The sequence below is a fragment of the Citrobacter sp. RHBSTW-00029 genome, from assembly GCF_014104295.1.
GTDB classification, from domain to species: domain Bacteria; phylum Pseudomonadota; class Gammaproteobacteria; order Enterobacterales; family Enterobacteriaceae; genus Citrobacter; species Citrobacter youngae.
Genome location: NZ_JABXRT010000001.1, coordinates 4670805 through 4690377, shown reverse-complemented (window position 1 = coordinate 4690377; position 19573 = coordinate 4670805). Strand labels below are relative to the sequence as shown.

The window sequence follows — 19573 nt, the reverse complement described above, 5'->3', positions numbered from 1 at the left end:
TGTATGCACAATAATGTTGTTTCTACCGCCATATTACGGGTGACTTATGCGAAGCTCGGCAAAACAAGAAGAATTAGTAAAGGCGTTTAAAGCGCTGCTTAAAGAAGAAAAATTCAGCTCTCAGGGCGAAATCGTCCTCGCGTTGCAGGATCAGGGCTTTGATAATATCAACCAGTCCAAGGTTTCACGCATGCTGACCAAGTTTGGTGCCGTGCGTACCCGCAATGCGAAAATGGAAATGGTGTACTGTCTGCCTGCAGAGCTGGGAGTCCCGACAACGTCAAGCCCGTTGAAAAATCTGGTGCTGGATATCGACTACAACGATGCCGTTGTCGTTATTCATACCAGCCCAGGCGCTGCGCAGCTAATTGCCCGCCTGCTGGATTCACTGGGTAAAGCAGAAGGTATTCTTGGAACGATTGCTGGTGACGATACCATCTTCACCACACCGGCCAAAGGTTTTACGGTCAAAGACCTGTACGAAGCCATTCTGGAACTGTTTGAACAAGAACTGTAATCCCCTTCCCCGTCACGCCCTGTGGCGGGGAAAAATCTCTCTTTTCTGCTCCCCTTCTCAACTTTCCACTACCGAACATTTAACAAATAGTGCGTTTCACCGCCAAAATACATTCACACAGTGAATGATCCCAATCAAAAACGCACAATTTGCAAAATATCATATCCTCATGAATTTATTGATTTTATTTTCAAAAATAAGTTCTAACCTGTATTTTTAATTCCATATAGTTATAAAAAAAAATTTTTTTAACACTTGATTACCATAGAAACAATTAGCGTGGTATTAATTTATCGCGTGATTAGTGTATACTTGATTTTGTGATGAGGGTCACGAAACAAAGACCCCTAGTAAAAGAATTCGACGAGGTAAGTATCATGAAAATCAAAACCACTGTTGCAACTTTAAGCCTTCTCTCAGTTCTCTCTTTCGGTGCAAGCGCCGCTGTTAATCAGGTGAACTCGCAAGAAGCACAGAATCTGCAATCCATGGGTACCATCTCTGTATCTCAGATCGGTAGCTCACCAATGGATATGCGTCAGGCAATCGCCGCTAAAGCAGAAAAAGCGGGCGCCAGCAGCTATCGTGTCACTGAACTCCGTGAAGGTGCTCACTGGCATGCAACCGCAGAATTGTACAAATAAACCCTCGTCGTCTAGTCCGACGACTTGCCCCCGCCTGCCGGGGGCTTTTTTATACCTGTTTTGAGTGACGAACGTTAAAGCGTAACTGTCCTTCGAGCTCTTCTTCTGCTTCATCGAACAGTAAAATCAGCGCGCCATATCGCCTGCGTAACTTATCCGGTAAATGAACAAATTCGATTTCCAGAGGTAAAGGCAAGATTTCCCCAACCACAACCTCCCACAAAGAATCTAAATCAACCACCTTTTCCCGGGCCAGACCGAATGTACGTGCAAACTCACGGTAGAAATCACTCTGATTTTCAATCTCGTCAAAATCAAACGTATAGATATTCATCTATAGCCACCATCCCGACGCCAGTTACTCCACAGACCACCGATATGCAGGGTCTTCCTCAACCTGTTTCCCCTATCCCGCCAGCAAAATTTTATATTCCTGCGGTCCAGGCATCGTTTACCACCCCCAGCTAAATACTCGTCTTAAGTATAGCCCTGCCTCAGTGTGCGTAATACGTCAGGAATGAACTGTTCATCGTTTAGACAAAGAGAGATACATCACATTTTTGTGCAATCCTATGACTGCGTTTCGGAAACAGTATGAAACAGGTTGGCCATAACTTTCTGAAAAATAATAGATCCGATATTTATCTGATTTTTTCAATATAAAAATCATATCAATAACCGCATTTATCATATTGGATTTGTAATTGAAGCCTCCACAAAATGCATGCAACTGAATAGTCTCTGGAGTCGATATGTCCATGTCTGTTGTCAACGATACCCCGTATGAAGCGGCTGAAATTCTGCGTTCTGCAAAACCCAATTTTCATCCACGTATCGCTCTGATACTTGGGTCAGGTCTGGGGGCACTTGCCGATCGCATGGAAAATAAAACCACGCTTTCATATCAACAATTACCTGGGTTTCCGGTCAGCACCGTAATCGGCCATGCCGGGGAAGTGGTGATGGGAACGCTTTATGGTATCGACCTCATCTGCATGAAGGGACGTGGGCATTTTTATGAAGGGCTGGGAATGGGCATCATGACCCATGCCGTACGTACCTTTAAACTGTTGGGCTGCGAATTTTTATTCTGTACCAACGCCGCGGGTTCGCTGAACGTAGATATTCCTGCAGGTAGTCTGGTCGCCCTCAACGATCACATCAACACCATGCCATCTACCCCACTTGTCGGGCCGAACGATGAACGCTTTGGTCCTCGCTTCTTTAGCCTCGCTAACGCATACGATCGCGAACTGCGCCAGCAGCTTCACGGTGCCGCAGAGCAGTTGGGTATCACGCTTCATGAAGGGGTTTTTGTCTCTTATCCTGGACCTAATTTTGAGACGGCTGCGGAGATTCGCATGATGCAGCGTATGGGCGGCGATGTCGTCGGTATGTCGGTGGTACCGGAAGTGATAGCTGCACGCCACTGTGGCCTGAAAGTACTGGCCGTTTCAGCCATCACAAATATGGCTGAAGGTCTCAGTGATGTTGAGCTTTCCCATGAACAAACGCTGAAATGCGCTGCCATGGTAACCGAAGATTTTATTCGTTTGATCAGCCAGTTCCTCAAGCAGTACGCCTGATCGTGGTTCCGTAGACGGACAGGTCGCCCTGCTCCATCTGGAGAAAAGTTATGCCAGACAATCAGTTTTCTCGCGCAAATCTCAATGCCGTTTCGTACCTGAGCTATTACTTTGTTGGCGCACTGGTGTCGACACTGGGGATTGTGCTTGGGCCACTTTGTGCCGCTTTTCATAAAGACCCCAGCTTTATCGGGCAGGTCTTTACTCTGATGAACATCGGAATGTTTGTGCCTATTATGCTTGGCGGCATTCTGATGAAAAAATGGGGGCTGAAAAAACCATTAGTTATTGCTGCAACGCTCACCGTGATTATCAGCGTAGTACTTTTTATCCAACCAACCTTAACGCTGTTTAGCGTTGCAGTGGCCGGAATTGGTGCCTGCGGGGGCGTGTTTATGACCATCGGCAGTTATCTGGTGGTCCGTATTAATCCCGATGAAAAGAGCCGCTCTTCCAGCCTGATTTTTACCGATTTCTTTTTCAGCTTTGCCGGAGCAACCCTTTCCTTACTGTTAGCCTGGATGTTTAAACTGGGTGCCAGTTGGATTGCGATGTATGGGATTATGGGCGGTCTGGGCGCGTTGATGTTGGCTCTTACTCTGCGTTGTCGCTTCCCATCGACAGAGGCTGCGCAGCCGCAGCAACACGAGAAAACGGAAGAGTCAGAACCCTGGGGGATCTCTGTCTATTTGATCTGTTTTACTCTCTTTGCTTTCCTGCTGGCTGAACCCATTTTTACCATGTGGACACCGGGCTACCTGCAATCGCGTTTTACACTTCAGGCGCAGGATGCCGCGCTATTCACTACTGTGTATTGGGTGACGAAAGCCATTGGCCTGTTCCTGAATCAGTTCACCGTGAAATGGATGAAACTGCGCACTTTCCTGCTGATCTGCGCAAGCATTGGTCTGGTCTCTATTGCGCTGATTGCCAACAGCAACAATACCACGCTGATTCTGATAGCGTGCGGCGTGTTTGGTTTCTTTAACTCCGGTTTATTCTCCGGCCTGATGAGCTATGGTTCACTGCAGGTGAGTCGCAGTTCACCAACCTTGATCTCCGCCTTGTTGACGTGCGGCACAGTGGGCACGCTACTGTTTGCCAGCGTCTCCTCCATGGTAAACAGCCACTTTGGTCTGCAGGGGGCGGTGAATACGTCAACTGTCGCCTATTGTGTGTTACTGCTGACGCTGGTTATCGCTGTCACCTGCAGCCAGGCCGAGCGTCTCGCCCGCCCGCCATCCGCTGCGGTTTGACAAGCTTTGGGGAGGACGGCATGATGCCGTTTCTCTCCCTCTCTTACGCGTAACCAGCATGATTGATCTCCAGGCCAATAGCCGAATTCGTCTTCGAACATTGCGTTATTTTCAGGTTCTCGCTGACGAGCTGCACTTTGGCCGGGCCGCGGCCCGGTTAAACATCTCTCAACCGCCGTTGAGTATGCAGATTAAAGAACTGGAAGAGATCCTTGAAACGACGCTATTTGAACGTACCAGCCGTAAAGTGGTTCTCACGCGAGCCGGGCAGGTATTGAAAACGGAAGTCGATCGTATCCTGAGTACCACCGATCAATCCCTCAATTATGTGCGACAGATTGGCCGTAGCGAACATCAGCATTTCAACATTGGGATAGTCGGTAGCGCATTGTGGGGAACGCTGCTGACACGTCTAAAGGACTTTAAGAAGCAACAGCCGTACGTAAACTGGAGTTTGCAGGAGCTTTCCCAACATCAGCAAATTGAAGCCTTGCATGCCCGGACGATTGATATTGCGATTAGCCGGAACGTACTGCCCCAATCCGAGACGAATATTCGTAGCCAATTGATTTCCCGCGAAGCGGTTGCTCTCGCCGTACCTGAACACGATCCTCTCTGCCAACACCAAAGCGTCTCACTGGCGATGCTCGCTGAACGCCCCATCATTTCGCTTTCATTCAATCAAAGCAATTTCGCCCGTCAGGTACATGACCGCTGTGTTGAGGTAGGATTTTATCCTCTGATTACCCACCAGGTTAACGAACCGCAAACAGCGCTGGCGCTGGTTAGCGCAGGAATTGGTCTCTCTTTGCTGCCAGAAACCTGCGGATTGATCCACTGGCCAGGCGTTCGTTTCTTACCGTTGAATGACCCTATTCCAGCCGATCTTTATGCCTACTGGTACGACGAACAGCTCTCCACATTAATGAACGCGTTTATCATGACATTACAGGGGCGGTAAAACTGAAACCGGAAGAGATATCCTCTTCCGGTTAGATGAGTTATGAATTGCTGGTCAGCGCATGCTGGTATTTGTGCAACATTCCCGTGAGTCGTTTCACTGGCTCCGTCACCTGAGGCGGGGCTTCCCAAAGCGTTAATTTTTCCTGGTAGATATCAAGCTCCTCCAGCAACTGACCAAAGTAGCGTCGGCGTTTGTCATCATTGACTGCAGAAATAACTTGATCGGCGGTACGGCGAAGCTGGCGATGAAACGCCGATAAATCGTCGTTTACCGGTACAGGCGCATCACGTAAACGCTGGTGAGCAATAATCATCGTCAGTGCCAGGCGGAACTTTGCCAGATCGCCGGGGAATTTGTTCATCAGTAAAAACAGCTGCTGATACAACGCCGGAAGGTGGTTTTCTTTACGGCGCACAACATTGGTGGTCATTGCGGAAACCGCTGCCGACACAAACTGGTTAAGCAACACACGACCTGTTCTGTCACGCGAGTTATCCCGCACCAACAGAATAACGATAAACGCCAATACGCAGCCGACAATCTGCCCCAGTGCACTGTCGAGGAACTGACTAAAGTGGAACGTCATCGGGTTATCAAGCACGATAATGTTAATGGTGCTCGCCAGCGCCCCCATTGAGCCCAGACGCCGCTTCTGCACCTCAATACCCAGAAAGAATCCCAGCACCGCCAGACTCAGACACAGCAACAACATGCTTTGCTGGGTATTGGGGATAATCACCAGAAAATAGAGCGCCCCCAACGGCAATGCTGCCAGCGTGCCATAGATAAAGTCGATGGCCACCATGCGGGGGTTAGGCAAACGCATGGCCAGCGAGGTGACGACTGCTATCATGACCATCGCGCCGCTACCTGATGTCCAGCCGGTCCACAACCAGAATAAGGTTCCCAGCACACAGGACAGCGTAGTACGCCAGAAGTTGACCAGCGCATGGTGATGTTCGGCGGATTCCACCTTCACCACCGGTTCGCCTTGCAGGATCTCTTCTTCAATAGCGCTAATTTTGGTATTGCTGACCACACCGCGTTTCAACAGCAGGTAGCGCGTCGCCGCGCCGGCCCAGCTATAGATCGTCACTGGCGTATCACGCTCACCGGTCCAGACAATCACGCGGCGCATCCGCTTCAATTGTTTATGTACGTCCTGCACCGTTTCAACCGGCGTATCAAACAACTCGCGGAAGGTATCTGTAATCAGTTCTGGTCGCGTATTCTGAATAAGATAGGTTTCGCAGGACTGCGTGATGAGTGTGAGCGACAGCGTATTCAATGCCTTGAGTCTACGATTGGCGCGCACCCAGCGTGAGGATTCCATGTTCAGGTTGCTGCGCATACCTTCCAGCGCCGCCGTACGACGAACTAAAGCGCCCCAGGCCTTGTCCACCTCTTCGCTATCGCCATGCTTTATACACAGTTGCATAAGCTGATATTGCGCCACCAGAAGACTGTCTAACTCGACATCTATCTCCTGTTTCACTGAACGGGGCGAAAAGAGCAGGTCGGCGATGATAGCGCAGACAATCCCCATCACAATCTCGCTGCAGCGTTCAAGCGCAAATTGTGGCGTCAGCAGAGGCTCCGCCTGAATGGTAATGACGATAATCAGAGCCGTGTAACCCGAAAGCCCCCAGGCATAGGAGTTTTCGATCTTTACCAGTGAAGAGATCCAGGTACAAAAACCGGCCCAGATACAACACACCAGGATCATCAATAGCGGGGCGCGGATCATGCTGATGATAATGATCAGTGCGGCAATACAGCCGATAAATGTCCCGACAATACGCAACATGCCGCGATAGCGGATAGCGCCTGAATAAGGTTCTCCGCCAGCGGCAAAGGCCGGGCCTGCCGCCACAATGGCTGCGGTCAGTACCGCCCAGCGAGGGGTCTCAAGCTGGAAGTGAAAGCCAACGAACAGCGCCAGTACAATCGCGCAGGCCAGTTTTACCGCAAAGCGGATATGCTGGTTGGCAATGGAGAAAATACCCATCGCGATTAACCAAACTCGCGCAGGCGGTGCGCCATTTTACGGAAGAAAGATTCCTGGCTGGCATCGCGATCCTGCTTGCCGGTAATGACGACGGTCGCCGTCGTCCCGGCAGGCCACAAGGTTCCCTGCTGCTCATCAAGACGAATTCGCACCGGCACGCGCTGCGCCAGACGCACCCATTCAAGATTGGAATCAATGGTCGCCATACCCTTTGCGTCCCGCGTGCTGCTGGCATTCGTTACGCCAGCCGCCACGCTATCAACGGTGCCTTTCAGCACATTATTACTGCCAAGCGGGATGATTTCAGCGCGATACCCTGGGCGAACGCCTTCCAGTTTGGTCTCTTCCATATACGCCAGTACATAGAATGAGTGCTGTTTTACCAGTGCCACCGCCGTGGAGCCGCGCGTAATAAATTCACCGCTATAGACGTTCAGGTTAGTCACCCATCCGTCTGCAGGCGCACGGATAACGGTACGTTCCAGATCTAATTTTGCCAGGTCGCGGGTCGCTTGTGCTTTCGCAAGCTGGTGTAATACGGTTTGCAGGACGTTGTTTGACTGGTCGATCTCTTCGCGAGACATAGCCTGCACGCCCAGTCGGTTACGACGACCGGCCTCCTGGCGCTTTTCCTGCGCCAGAACCTGATAATAAGCGACGTCAGCTTCGGCCTGCTCAAGGGCTTTCTTATAGCGTGGCTGGTCGATGGTGAACAGGATCTGATCCTTTTTCACCAGTTGGTTATCATGGATGTTAACGTTGGTAATAAGCCCCGCAACATCCGGCGCAATCGCGACGACATCGGCGCTGAAACGCGCATCACGCGTCCACGGCGACTCGGTGTAGAACACCCATGCGCGGAAAATAGCGATGAAGGCCAGAATGACCAGTATCACGGTAATGGCCGTGCGGGAGAGTTTTCTTGTTAGTGTTTTCACTTCAACCTCAAACGAACAGGCGCGTTATTAAATAGAACAGACAGCAATACAGCGCAGTGTTAAACAGAGCCGGATGCCAGACAAAATCATAGATGCCAGTCGGAACAAGCACCCGGCGCACCAGCCAGAAAATCGCCAGTGACAAAAGTAATTCGAAAAAAATCGGTGGGAAGGACAGACCAAACACCACGATAACGGGAAACAGACTCATGTTGACCTTGGTAACGTAAGAGAGTGCAGATGATAGATTTTCTAGCGTATGTCACCGCAGAGAAGGGCAAGGATGAGCCAGGCGAGAGCGACATAGCCGTTATTTGAATAATAATATATTAACGTAACTGTTATGCTGTTATCTATATTATGTGATCTAAATCACTTTTAAGCCAGAGTGAACAATGGAACGATTAAAACGTATGTCGGTGTTCGCCAAAGTTGTCGAACTGGGCTCCTTCACCGCCGCCGCAAGACAGCTACAAATGAGCGTTTCATTGATAAGCCAGACGGTCTCAAAACTGGAAGATGAGCTACAGGTCAAGCTGCTAAACCGCAGCACGCGTAGCATTGGGCTAACTGAAGCCGGTAAAATTTATTATCAGGGCTGCCGCCGGATGCTGCACGAAGCGCAGGATGTTCACGAGCAACTGTATGCTTTTAACAACACGCCCATCGGCACGCTGCGCATTGGTTGTTCTTCAACCATGGCACAAAATGTCCTCGCCGGACTGACCGCAAAAATGCTCAAAGAGTATCCTGGGCTGACGGTAAATCTGGTGACGGGAATACCGGCACCCGACCTGATTGCCGACGGTCTGGACGTGGTTATCCGCGTGGGTGCCCTGCAGGACTCCAGCCTTTTTTCGCGTCGTCTGGGGGCTATGCCGATGGTGGTCTGCGCGGCAAAAAGTTATCTCGCCCAGTTTGGTGTCCCGGAGAAACCCGCCGATCTCAGCAATCATTCGTGGCTGGAATACAGCGTTCGTCCGGATAATGAGTTCGAATTAATTGCCCCGGAGGGGATTTCTACCCGTCTGATCCCAGAGGGACGTTTTGTGACCAACGATCCGATGACATTGGTGCGCTGGCTGGCCGCAGGCGCGGGCATTGCCTATGTACCGCTGATGTGGGTGATCAATGAGATCAACCGCGGCGAAGTGGAGATCCTGCTCCCCCGCTACCAGTCAGATCCACGTCCGGTGTATGCGTTGTATACCGAAAAGGATAAGCTGCCGCTCAAGGTGCAGGTGGTGATTAACTATCTGACAGACTATTTCGTCGATGTGGCGCAGCTGTTTCAGGGAATGTACGGTCGGGGAAAAGAGAAATAAAAAGAGTCCAGGCCAGATAAGGCGTTGACGCCGCATCTGGCAAGATGCCCGATAGCACTGGTGCTTATCGGGCCTGAATCATGATGTTACGCGGTGCCACCTACGGTCAGGTTATCCACCTTCAGCGTCGGCTGGCCCACGCCAACCGGCAGACTCTGTCCTTCTTTACCGCAAACACCCACGCCGTTATCCAGTTTCAGGTCGTTACCCACCATCGAAATCTGCTGCATTGCTTCGATACCGGAGCCAATCAGCGTCGCGCCTTTCACCGGTTTGGTCACTTTACCGTTTTCAATCAGATACGCTTCGGAGGTAGAGAAGACGAATTTCCCGGAGGTGATATCCACCTGGCCACCGCCGAAATTAGGCGCATAAATACCGTATTCAACGGATTCGATGATTTCCTGCGGCGTGGATTTGCCCGGCAGCATATAGGTGTTGGTCATACGCGGCATGGGCAGATGCGCGTAAGATTCACGACGACCGTTACCCGTTGGCGCCACGCCCATCAGGCGCGCATTGAGTTTGTCCTGCATATAGCCTTTCAGAATGCCGTTTTCGATCAGCACGTTGTACTGACCCGGCGTTCCTTCGTCATCAATGGCTACTGAACCACGACGATCAGCCATCGTGCCATCATCAACGACGGTACACAATTCTGACGCCACCAGCTCACCCATGTGACCGCTGAATACCGACGTGCCACGGCGGTTAAAGTCACCTTCCAGACCATGACCGACCGCTTCATGCAGCAGAACGCCCGGCCAGCCAGCGCCGAGTACCACCGGCAGCGTACCGGCAGGCGCGGCTACCGCAGAGAGATTGACCAGCGCCATGCGTACGGCCTCTTTCGCCCATGCGTCAGCACGAACTTCGCCATCAAGGTCGCCAAGGAAATAGTCATAGCCAAAACGACCGCCGCCACCGCTGGCGCCACGCTCGCGTTTGCCATCCTCTTCAACCTGTACGCTTACGGACAAACGCACCAGAGGACGGACGTCAGCGGCCAGCGTACCGTCGGTCGCCGCCACCAGAATCAGTTCATACACACCGGTCAGGCTCGCCGTCACTTCCTGCACACGCTTGTCGGCGGCACGCGCCACGCTGTCTACGCGGCGCAGAATATCCAGCTTCTCTTCGCGGCTCATGCTCTGCAGGGGATCGACTGAGGTATAAAGCGCCTGATGCTCTACCGCCCCCAGCGTTTTTACTTTGCCATCACCGCTGTCGCGCACGATAGTACGCGCGGCATGAGCACTTTGCTCCAGCGCCAGCAGGCTAATCTGGTCTGCATAGGCAAACCCGGTTTTTTCGCCGCTGATGGCGCGCACGCCAACGCCCTGATCGATATTGTAAGAACCATCTTTAATGATGCGGTCTTCTAAAACCCAGGATTCGTGATAGCTCGACTGAAAATAGAGATCGCCGTAATCAAGACGGCGTTCGGCCAGTTGGCCCAGGATGGCAAACAGATCCTGATGTTTCAGGCCATTCGCCGCTAGCAATTGTTCACTTACCAGGTTCAGACTCATCGTTTTGCTACTCATTAGTTACTGTTGTAGGCCTGATAAGACGCGCCAGCGTCGCCATCAGGCGCTTCAATGCCCGGATGGCGGCGTAAACGCCTTATCCGGCCTACGGACTGCGGTAGAAGTTCTATGTTGAGATTGGGGCAATTACTCGCCCCCGTCAAATCATTGCTGGCTTTCTTTGCGCGGCTGGCGCAGAACTTCGTTGATCTGTGGCTTATCGACCGGACCGGTAATGCGATAGCGCAGAATTGAAACTTTGCTCCACAGCGGTCCCAAAACTTTACTGGCGGCAAATACCGCCGCGCCGACAATTGGGTTGACGGCAAACGCCGCGGCCACCCCAACGGTGGCAGAAATTTCAGGTGCGACAACGGCTTCCATATCCAGTTCGCGACGCACCAGATTCACCGAACCTTTCATGGCGATGTCAGCTTCCAGGCCATCCACCAGCGTATCATCAGTGTGCATCACACCGTCTTTGATCCACGCCGTACTGCGGATAGAGTCAAAGTAAAAACCTTCGCTGAACGTATCGCTAAAATCAAAACGCAGTTTACGTAATAGCGCATCAAAGCTCAGCAGACGTAACAGTTGTCCCGCATGTCCGGTGCTAAGTTCAGTCAATTCACCTTTGCCCAAACGGGTACGCAAAATCCCATTCAGTGAAGCTTCATCCGGATCCCAGGGCGGATTACGCCAGTGCAGATCGTACTCGACGTTAAAGGAAGAGTTACGAATCGGGGTAGATACGCCAAAGAAACCCGCGGCTGAATCAATCTTGTTGCCATTCAGCTTTCCTTTCAGTGACGTACGCTCCTTGCCCGGCACATTGACCCATTCGCCATCGGCGGTCAGCCGGGCAAACCCGGTATCCAACAGACCATTGCTCAACGTTAATGTGTCACCTTTTATCGCGACATCGGCATCAATGCGCCCATACTTTTGCCCCCACATCCAGCACTCTTCGCAGCGTATCTGCGCATCCGGCCAGCCACGGAAACTGACGTTACTGATAGCAGAGAACGGCGAGGCTGGTGTTGTATTTGGCGATGACGTTGCAGCGTTCGGGTTGTAATACAGGTACTTGATATTGGCAAGCCACGGAGCATTATTGCGCATAGCCAATGTGGCGTTAATCTCACGCCCCTGTGCCCGTACGCTGGTACCATTAAGCCCAGGTTCAGACACAATGCTCAGGTTATTCCACTGCTGGCCGCCCAGGGATAAAGAAGGCGTGCGCACCGCAATACGCTGCGGGAAGTTCGCATTACTTCCGACGTTATCTGCCGCGCCTTTCTGGAACAATGCCAGCCATTGCGCACCGTCCATGGGCGGAAGATTAAGTTCGATGCCCTGCTGGTCAGGAAGCGCTGGCACGGTACGGCTTTCCGAAGTCCAGATTGCGCGGTCAAGCGTCAGTTTCTGATTCAGCAACCAGTGGCTGTTAAAGTGGTTCTTGCTTCCGGCGTTACCGGTCAGATCGAAGCTGCGCAGGTTACCATCTGCCTTAACATTAACCGGTAGCGACTCACCGGCGACTTTGTTTAACGGAGCAGGTAAGTGACTGCTTACATTTTTCAGGTCGCCTTTCAGCTCAATGTTGTAGGTCGCTCCGGCATGATATGGCAGGTCAATGCCAACCTTACCGTTCCACGCCATACTGCCGCTTAAGGCATCATTCACCTGTGCGGGGAGTATCCCCATGCGAGTTGGCTGCCAGTCACCGTTCAGATTCACAGCAACCTGGTAAGCTTTTGCACCCTCGGTAGTGGAAAAGTCGACGTTCAGCGGCTGATTAAACCAGTTCGCCGTCATCGGCTCACTCTTGAGATCGCCGTTGATAAAGCTGAATTTACCGTTCAAATTCTTCAGCGTGCTATCAAGCGGCTTGATAAACAGACTGTTATTACGCAGGTTCACGTCGCCTTTGGCCGTAACCAGCGAACCATCTAACGGGATATCAAGATGTAAGCGAGCACTCACATCACCGTCAATTTGCAGCTGTTCCAGCGTGGCACCAAGCGACTCTTTCAGCGGTGTTTCGTCGAAATAAGGCCCAACCGCTTTGCCCGGCCCGTTGATGTCGGCATCAATCAGCAGTTTTTCTTTTGCGTAGTCAGGGATATTTGCCGTCAGGTTAGTGGCTTTTACCCCCCCTAAATTGACGCTATCCGTCTTCATCCACAGGCCATCGTTAATGAAGTTCAGTTCAATATTGAGGTCAGTCAGTGCGGGCCAGTCCGGCTGGAAGGCAAATTTTGCATTACGCAGCGGCACCAGCACCTGGAACTGACCTTCGTTATGCAAATACGGGAACAGATGTGGGTTACCGCCATAAACCAGTGTTGCGTTATCCGCCTCACCGCCCTGAATTGCCCCACTGAGATAATCAACCAGCTCTTTTCCCATCAGATTTTCCGGGAAATAGCGCCAGGCCTGGGAGCCATCGTGAGTGCTAATCCCCGCCAGAATCCCCAGCCACGGTTCATCACCGGTTGGTTGCAGATAACGAAAACCGCCGCGCGCATGTACCGCTTTCGCTTTAACGTCAATATTGCGCCCGTCTAGCTGAAAGCCATTTTCATTCTTCAGCCAACTGAGCGTTGCCACGCCATCTTCTATCTCCAGCGGGGCACGAAAGACGGTTTCATACGGCATTTTTGCCTGCTTCATGGAGGCCGTTAATGCGCCATTTTCCACGCTGCCAGACAATGTACCGGAGAAATGTTCTGCCCCCGGCAGCAGCTTCCACTGTTTCCAGGCCAGATCGGTCCACGAGGACTGGAAACGGGTTTTTTCGGTCGCCTGTAACGGGATATCCAACGCCAACACGTTTATCTTGCCGCTCGGTTGCGTGGCCCGCCAGATATCACCCAATGCCGGAGATAACTTAGCGGCCATCGGGCGTAGCCCCTCTAACCCGGCTAGCTCCAGGTTACTGGCGCGAATACGTAATTCGTCGCTGCGCTTATTATTGGCGCCCCCCACTTCCTGCCCGGGGAACCAGGCCAGCGTTAATGCCCCACTCGGCCAGGGTTTGTCATCCATCGTGATGCGCGTATCCGGGATAGCAAACAACCAACCGGAGTGCTCACGGCTGATATGCGCAGTCAGGTTATCGACGGACAGCGTGTGGATGTTGCTCTCTCCCTTCCAGCTTGCGCCGCCCTTTTTCAACCAGACATCGCCACCAGAGATTTCGCCTTTGTTGAGCGTCATCCAGCCTTCCAGGCTAAAGCGCGCAGTTTGCAGCGCAACATTATCCTGCATCCATTTTCCCAACCACGGCTTAACGTCGATGTCGTCAGCCTGCAGCCAGACTCGACCATTATTCAGCAGGCCGTCATCATCACGCAGATCCATACGCACCTGCATAACACCGTGCTGCCCGGTCAGGCTGGAGAGGCTGACCTGGCCTTCAGCACGATGCCGGTTTTTACCGTTCAACCAGGTTAGCTGAGGGATCGCCAGTTCCGCACGCTGGCCTGACAGGGTCAAAAAACTAACCTGGCTGTCGCGAAGATCAAAATGATCAAACTGGCGCAGGAACAGATCGCTGATGTGGCTGGTTTCAATCCCGTCGCCGCTATCGCTGCGCTGGATCGGTGTATTGGTGCGCAACTGCAGTTGCCAGAAGGTGAGATCGCGAAACTGCCAGCGCATGTGCAGCAAACTTTGCCAGACATCCAGCGCCAGCGTGACACGCTTTACCGAGAATTCGCCACCGTCTTTCAGCTGTGCATGAATATCGCGAGCTTCGAGCGTAGGGCCAAAATTTTGCCAGTTAGCAGAAAGCTGGCTGGCGGAAACGGGCATACCGGTGGCAGATTCGATCTTGCCCAGAATGGTCGGACGCCAGCTATCGAGATGCGGTAGAGCAAGGCGCAGCCCACTGACCAGCAGCGCTGCGATGACAACGAATGCGGCTCCAGTGAGCAGTAAAATCCCCGGCAATCGCCTCACGCGCCTCTCCTTGTCTGCCAAAAAATGTGACTCACACCCCTTGAGTGAATATTGCCGGATAGCGGCGTTTGTGCCTTATCCGGCCTACATGCGCGGGTGCCACTACACGATTTACATCATTACCACGTCAAACTGCTCCTGGTTATAGAGCGGTTCGACTTGTACTTTGACCTGTTTGCCGACAAAGATTTCCACTTCCGCCAGCGCATGCGACTCTTCCCCTTTCAGGGTTTCAGCCACTGCCGGAGACGCATACACCAGGAAACGATCGGAGTCGTAAGCATGGTGCACGCGGACGATTTCACGCATGATTTCATAACATACGGTTTCGACCGTTTTCACCGTGCCACGTCCGTGGCAGGTTGGGCACTCGTTACACAGCACATGCTCCACGCTTTCACGCGTGCGCTTACGTGTCATCTCTACCAGACCCAGCTGTGAAAAACCGTTAATGCTGGTTTTTACGCGATCCTTGCTCAGCGCCTGCTCCAGAGAGTGCAGCACCCGGCGGCGGTGATCTTCATTATTCATGTCGATAAAATCGATAATGATTATGCCGCCCAGATTACGCAGACGCAGCTGACGAGCAATGGCCTGCGTTGCTTCAATATTAGTATTAAAGATAGTGTCGTCGAGATTACGATGCCCAACAAATGCGCCGGTGTTGATGTCGACGGTAGTCATCGCTTCGGTTTGGTCGATGATCAAATAGCCGCCGGATTTCAGCTCAACCTTGCGCTCCAGCGCGCGTTGGATTTCATTCTCAACGTCGAAGAGATCGAAAATCGGTTGGCGTCCGCTGTAATGTTCCAGTTTGCTGGTCATCTCCGGGATGTATTCCGCCGTAAATTCCAGCAACGCTTCATAAGTCAGACGGGAATCAACGCGAATTCGGTCTAACTGAGCATCAGCAAAATCACGCAGAACGCGCTGTGCCAGTGCCAATTCACCATACATCTGGTAGCGCGTTTGTGGCCGCTTCTTACGCTCCATGACCTTCGTCCAGACACGCTTCAGGTAGGCAGCATCCGAAGCCAGATCCTCTTCACAGACGCCTTCAGCCGCCGTACGAATGATGAATCCGCCCTGTTCGTCGCAGTAATCCGCCACCACCTTTTTCAGGCGTTCGCGTTCGGTTTCGCTCTCGATTCGCTGAGAAACCCCCACGTGCGACGCCCCCGGCATAAAGACGAGATAACGGGAAGGTAGCGTGATGTCCGTTGTCAGGCGTGCGCCCTTCGTGCCCAGAGGATCTTTCACCACCTGTACCATCAGGTCTTGCCCCTGACGCACAAGTTCGGAGATATCGCGTACAGTGAACTGTTTTTGTTCTTCACCCGCTACGCATTCGGTATGCGGCATGATGTCTGATGCGTGGAGAAATGCGGCTTTATCCAGCCCAATATCTACAAAAGCCGCCTGCATACCCGGAAGTACACGACTTACACGACCTTTGTAGATATTGCCTACGATTCCGCGTCGCGCCTCACGTTCAATATGAATTTCCTGCAGAATACCGCCATCAATGTACGCCACCCGCGTTTCCGATGGCGTTACGTTTACCAACAATTCAGCCGTCATGTTTATCCCTTTTCTCACGCAGTGCGTTAAAATTGCTCAGCAACTCATACGTTTCTACCAGCGGTAAGCCGACTACGGCGTGATAGCTGCCATTGATCTTCCTGACAAAACAGCCACCCAACCCTTGAATACCGTATGCACCTGCTTTATCCATAGGCTCACCGCTGGCAACATAACCGGCGATGTCCTCATCTGTTAGTGTTCTGAATGTCACTTCCGTCACCACCAGACAGTCCAGGTTGTGCTGGCGATCGGCTAATGCGACAGCCGTCATGACCTGATGCGTTTTGCCTGACAGTTTGTGCAGCATCGCTGCTGCATGGTCGGCATCATGCGGTTTTTCCAGCACTTCGCCATTAAGGATAACAATGGTATCCGCCCCCAGCACAGGTAAATCGCGCACAGCCATTGCTACGCCTGCCTGCGCTTTTTCACGCGCCAGACGAACAACATACTGCTGAGCGCTTTCCTGCGGGTGCCGCTGTTCTTCAATTCCAGGAACCAGCCGTTCAAACGTAACACCAAGCTGAGCGAGCAACTCCTGACGACGTGGAGAACCTGAAGCAAGATACAGAGTATTCATATCAACCTTTATTGCACCGCAAACTGCTGGCGGACTTTACGCATCAGTAAGAATAGCCATGGCCAAAGCACACCATTTACTACACTACTCCAGAACACTTCAGGTCTGAAAGAGACGTTGATCACTAAAAACTCGGCCCAGAAAACAATAATATCCACGACCAGTGACAACAACATAACTACCAGCGCCTGCTGCCAGAGCGCGAGGTTACGGAAGAGCTGAAATTTCAGTGCGACCAGATAAGCAATGATACTCATCGACAATGCCCGCACACCAAGCGTAGAGCCGCTAATGAGATCCAGTATGGCACCCACGATAAATCCTGTGCCCACATTTACGCGATGCGGCAGCGCCAGGATCCAGTACAGCAGAATGAGCAGCACCCAGTTCGGCCGGAAAACGAGGATCTCGTCCGGCCAGGGCATGACTTGCAGCAGAAATGCAATTAGGAACGAGAGCCAAATGACCCAACGTCCCTGGTGACGGATGCTTGCCACTTACTGTCCTCCCGGCTTACGCGGAGCAGGTTGTGACGGCGTGGTTGTTGCAGGAACCGGCGTTACACCTGTCGCCGGAGCAGGAACTGGCGCAGGAGGCCCCATGGCATCCGGTGCCGGCAGGACTTGCGGCATCATTTGCATCAGACGTTCATTAGCTACACGGTGCACTTCTTCTGGCGTCATCGGGTTAGCACCATTACGATCGGCTCCCCACAGCAGCAGCAGATAGCGCAGACGCTGCAAACCCGCCGTCGGGCGCGCCTGAATCACGGTGTATGCGCGCTGGGTATCCAGCTTCACAGAGGAAACGACACCGACTGGATAGCCTTCAGGGAAACGCCCACCCAGACCGGAGGTAACCAGCACATCGCCAACGCGAATGTCAGTATTAGCCGGCAGGTGTTCAAGCTGAAGATCGTCCGTGCAGCCGTTACCGGCAGCGATCACGCGAATATCGTTACGCAATACCTGGATTGGCAGTGCATGCGTCGCGTCACAAATCAGCAGTACGCGGCTGGTCAGTTTGGCCACCGCAACAACCTGGCCCACTACGCCTTTATCGCTGATGACTGGCTGACCTTCATAAACGCCGTTAACACTCCCTTTGTCGATCACCACCTGATCGCTGTAAGGATCGTTAACCGTTGAGATGACCTGCGTCACCATTTTTTGTTCGTCCTGGCGCAGCGGCGATCCCAGCAGCTCACGCAAACGCGCGTTCTCCTGTTTATATTGCCCCAGCATCAGCAGTTCACTGTTTTTCAGCAGCAGTTCCTGACGCAACGCCCGGTTTTCAAGTTCGAGTTGGTCACGAGAAGCCAGCGTTTGCGACACGCCGTCGAGTAATTCACGGGGACCATTAGAGATAAAGTAGAAAGGACTGACGGCGGTATCCATGTACGTTCGGATTTGACTAAACGTACCCAGGCGGCTGTCGGCAATAATAACGCCGAGCGCCACCAGCACCGCCAGAATAAGGCGAATCTGTAGCGACGGGCCACGGCTAAAAATTGGCTTCATAGTCTATGCGTATTCTCGCATCAGAGCGGAAGAGCAACCCAGGGCTACCCTTCCTGCATCCGATTACTCTTCGCTGAACAAGTCGCCGCCGTGCATATCGATCATTTCCAGTGCTTTACCGCCACCGCGAGCCACACAGGTCAGCGGATCTTCGGCAACAACAACTGGAATACCGGTCTCTTCCATTAACAGACGGTCAAGGTTACGCAGCAGCGCACCGCCGCCGGTCAGGACCATACCGCGTTCTGAGATGTCAGACGCCAGTTCTGGCGGACACTGTTCCAGTGCAACCATCACCGCGCTTACGATACCGGTCAGGGGTTCCTGCAGCGCTTCAAGGATCTCGTTAGAGTTCAGGGTAAAGCCACGTGGAACACCTTCTGCCAGGTTACGACCGCGAACTTCGATCTCGCGTACTTCGTCGCCAGGATAAGCAGAACCGATTTCGTGCTTAATACGTTCCGCGGTAGCTTCACCGATCAGAGAGCCGTAGTTACGGCGAACATAATTAATGATGGCTTCGTCGAAGCGGTCACCACCAATACGCACGGAGGAGGAGTAAACTACGCCGTTCAGAGAGATAACGGCGACTTCTGTGGTACCACCACCGATATCGACAACCATTGAGCCGGTTGCTTCAGAAACTGGCAGGCCCGCACCGATCGCTGCCGCCATCGGCTCTTCGATCAGGAACACTTCACGTGCACCTGCACCCTGAGCGGATTCACGGATGGCACGGCGTTCAACCTGAGTTGCTCCAACCGGTACACACACCAGTACGCGCGGGCTTGGGCGCATGAAGCTATTGCTGTGCACTTGTTTAATAAAGTGCTGGAGCATTTTTTCAGTCACGAAGAAGTCAGCGATAACGCCATCTTTCATTGGGCGAATTGCAGCGATATTGCCCGGCGTACGACCCAGCATCTGCTTCGCATCATGACCTACTGCAGCCACGCTTTTCGGCGAACCGGCACGATCCTGACGAATGGCCACAACGGAAGGCTCATTCAATACGATGCCTTGTCCTTTTACATAAATAAGGGTATTCGCGGTACCCAGGTCAATGGACAGGTCATTGGAAAACATGCCACGAAATTTTTTCAACATACTAAGGGATAATCCTGAAAGCTGGGGCGGAAAACAAAATCCGCTTACT

At 52.4% G+C, this 19573-nt stretch carries 17 protein-coding genes; 6 read left to right on the top strand and 11 right to left on the bottom strand.

Translation table 11 applies throughout. From position 1 onward, the window contains the following. The first annotated feature begins 46 nt into the window (after positions 1–46). Positions 47–517, top strand: a complete 471-nt coding sequence (argR, locus tag HV041_RS22715) for a transcriptional regulator ArgR (RefSeq protein ID WP_003025162.1) — start codon at positions 47–49, stop codon at positions 515–517. Between the two features lie 377 nt (positions 518–894). After that, a complete protein-coding gene (gene yhcN, locus HV041_RS22710) occupies positions 895–1161 on the top strand; it encodes a peroxide/acid stress response protein YhcN (RefSeq protein WP_005121357.1) in 267 nt (88 codons plus the stop codon). A gap of 49 nt (positions 1162–1210) precedes the next feature. On the opposite strand, the gene HV041_RS22705 is transcribed toward yhcN, so the two are convergent. Beyond that, positions 1211–1495: a hypothetical protein gene (locus HV041_RS22705; RefSeq protein WP_048213449.1), complete on the bottom strand. Its 285-nt coding sequence runs from the start codon at positions 1493–1495 to the stop codon at positions 1211–1213. Positions 1496–1913: 418 nt separating this feature from the next. Between HV041_RS22705 and xapA the strand changes: the two genes are divergently transcribed. The 3 genes from xapA to HV041_RS22690 are packed head-to-tail and all read left to right on the top strand — an operon-like array spanning position 1914 to position 4964. Next, a complete protein-coding gene (gene xapA, locus HV041_RS22700; protein WP_048213450.1) occupies positions 1914–2747 on the top strand; it encodes a xanthosine phosphorylase in 834 nt (277 codons plus the stop codon). Between the two features lie 50 nt (positions 2748–2797). Continuing rightward, a complete protein-coding gene (gene tsgA, locus HV041_RS22695) occupies positions 2798–4003 on the top strand; it encodes an MFS transporter TsgA (protein ID WP_061068701.1) in 1206 nt (401 codons plus the stop codon). A gap of 58 nt (positions 4004–4061) precedes the next feature. Further along, a complete protein-coding gene (locus HV041_RS22690; RefSeq protein ID WP_048213452.1) occupies positions 4062–4964 on the top strand; it encodes a LysR family transcriptional regulator in 903 nt (300 codons plus the stop codon). 40 nt (positions 4965–5004) lie between these two features. On the opposite strand, the gene aaeB is transcribed toward HV041_RS22690, so the two are convergent. The 3 genes from aaeB to aaeX are packed head-to-tail and all read right to left on the bottom strand — an operon-like array spanning position 5005 to position 8124. Next, positions 5005–6975, bottom strand: a complete 1971-nt coding sequence (aaeB, locus tag HV041_RS22685) for a p-hydroxybenzoic acid efflux pump subunit AaeB (RefSeq protein ID WP_048213453.1) — start codon at positions 6973–6975, stop codon at positions 5005–5007. Between the two features lie 5 nt (positions 6976–6980). Beyond that, positions 6981–7913 (bottom strand): p-hydroxybenzoic acid efflux pump subunit AaeA, encoded by a 933-nt coding sequence (gene aaeA, locus HV041_RS22680; protein WP_121585121.1) that lies wholly within the window; start codon positions 7911–7913, stop codon positions 6981–6983. A 7-nt stretch (positions 7914–7920) separates the two neighbouring features. Beyond that, entirely contained in the window at positions 7921–8124 is a 204-nt protein-coding gene (gene aaeX / locus HV041_RS22675; RefSeq protein ID WP_003025177.1) for a p-hydroxybenzoic acid efflux pump operon protein AaeX, read from the bottom strand. A gap of 184 nt (positions 8125–8308) precedes the next feature. Here aaeX and aaeR point away from each other — a divergent pair, with 184 nt between their 5' ends. Then, the gene (aaeR, locus tag HV041_RS22670; protein WP_182294271.1) at positions 8309–9238 is read left to right on the top strand and encodes an HTH-type transcriptional activator AaeR; all 930 of its coding nucleotides are present in this window, start codon (positions 8309–8311) and stop codon (positions 9236–9238) included. Between the two features lie 86 nt (positions 9239–9324). Here aaeR and tldD read toward each other — a convergent pair whose 3' ends face one another. From tldD to mreB, 7 genes are all read right to left on the bottom strand, one after another. Further along, on the bottom strand, positions 9325–10770 hold the full coding sequence (tldD, locus tag HV041_RS22665) for a metalloprotease TldD (RefSeq protein WP_003025183.1): 1446 nt from the start codon (positions 10768–10770) through the stop codon (positions 9325–9327). Between the two features lie 162 nt (positions 10771–10932). Further along, positions 10933–14733 (bottom strand): AsmA2 domain-containing protein YhdP, encoded by a 3801-nt coding sequence (gene yhdP / locus HV041_RS22660; RefSeq protein WP_115642776.1) that lies wholly within the window; start codon positions 14731–14733, stop codon positions 10933–10935. A gap of 111 nt (positions 14734–14844) precedes the next feature. Next, positions 14845–16314, bottom strand: coding sequence for a ribonuclease G (gene rng, locus HV041_RS22655; protein WP_003828822.1), 1470 nt, complete (start codon positions 16312–16314; stop codon positions 14845–14847). Beyond that, positions 16304–16897 (bottom strand): nucleoside triphosphate pyrophosphatase, encoded by a 594-nt coding sequence (locus tag HV041_RS22650; RefSeq protein WP_061068704.1) that lies wholly within the window; start codon positions 16895–16897, stop codon positions 16304–16306. Before HV041_RS22650 ends, rng begins: the two co-directional genes overlap by 11 nt. Before the next feature lie 8 nt (positions 16898–16905). Further along, complete coding sequence (gene mreD / locus HV041_RS22645) at positions 16906–17394, bottom strand: rod shape-determining protein MreD (protein WP_040234168.1); 489 nt, start codon at positions 17392–17394, stop codon at positions 16906–16908. Then, on the bottom strand, positions 17395–18417 hold the full coding sequence (mreC, locus tag HV041_RS22640; RefSeq protein WP_040234170.1) for a rod shape-determining protein MreC: 1023 nt from the start codon (positions 18415–18417) through the stop codon (positions 17395–17397). A gap of 63 nt (positions 18418–18480) precedes the next feature. Then, on the bottom strand, positions 18481–19524 hold the full coding sequence (gene mreB / locus HV041_RS22635) for a rod shape-determining protein MreB (protein WP_000913396.1): 1044 nt from the start codon (positions 19522–19524) through the stop codon (positions 18481–18483). Positions 19525–19573: the final 49 nt, after the last annotated feature.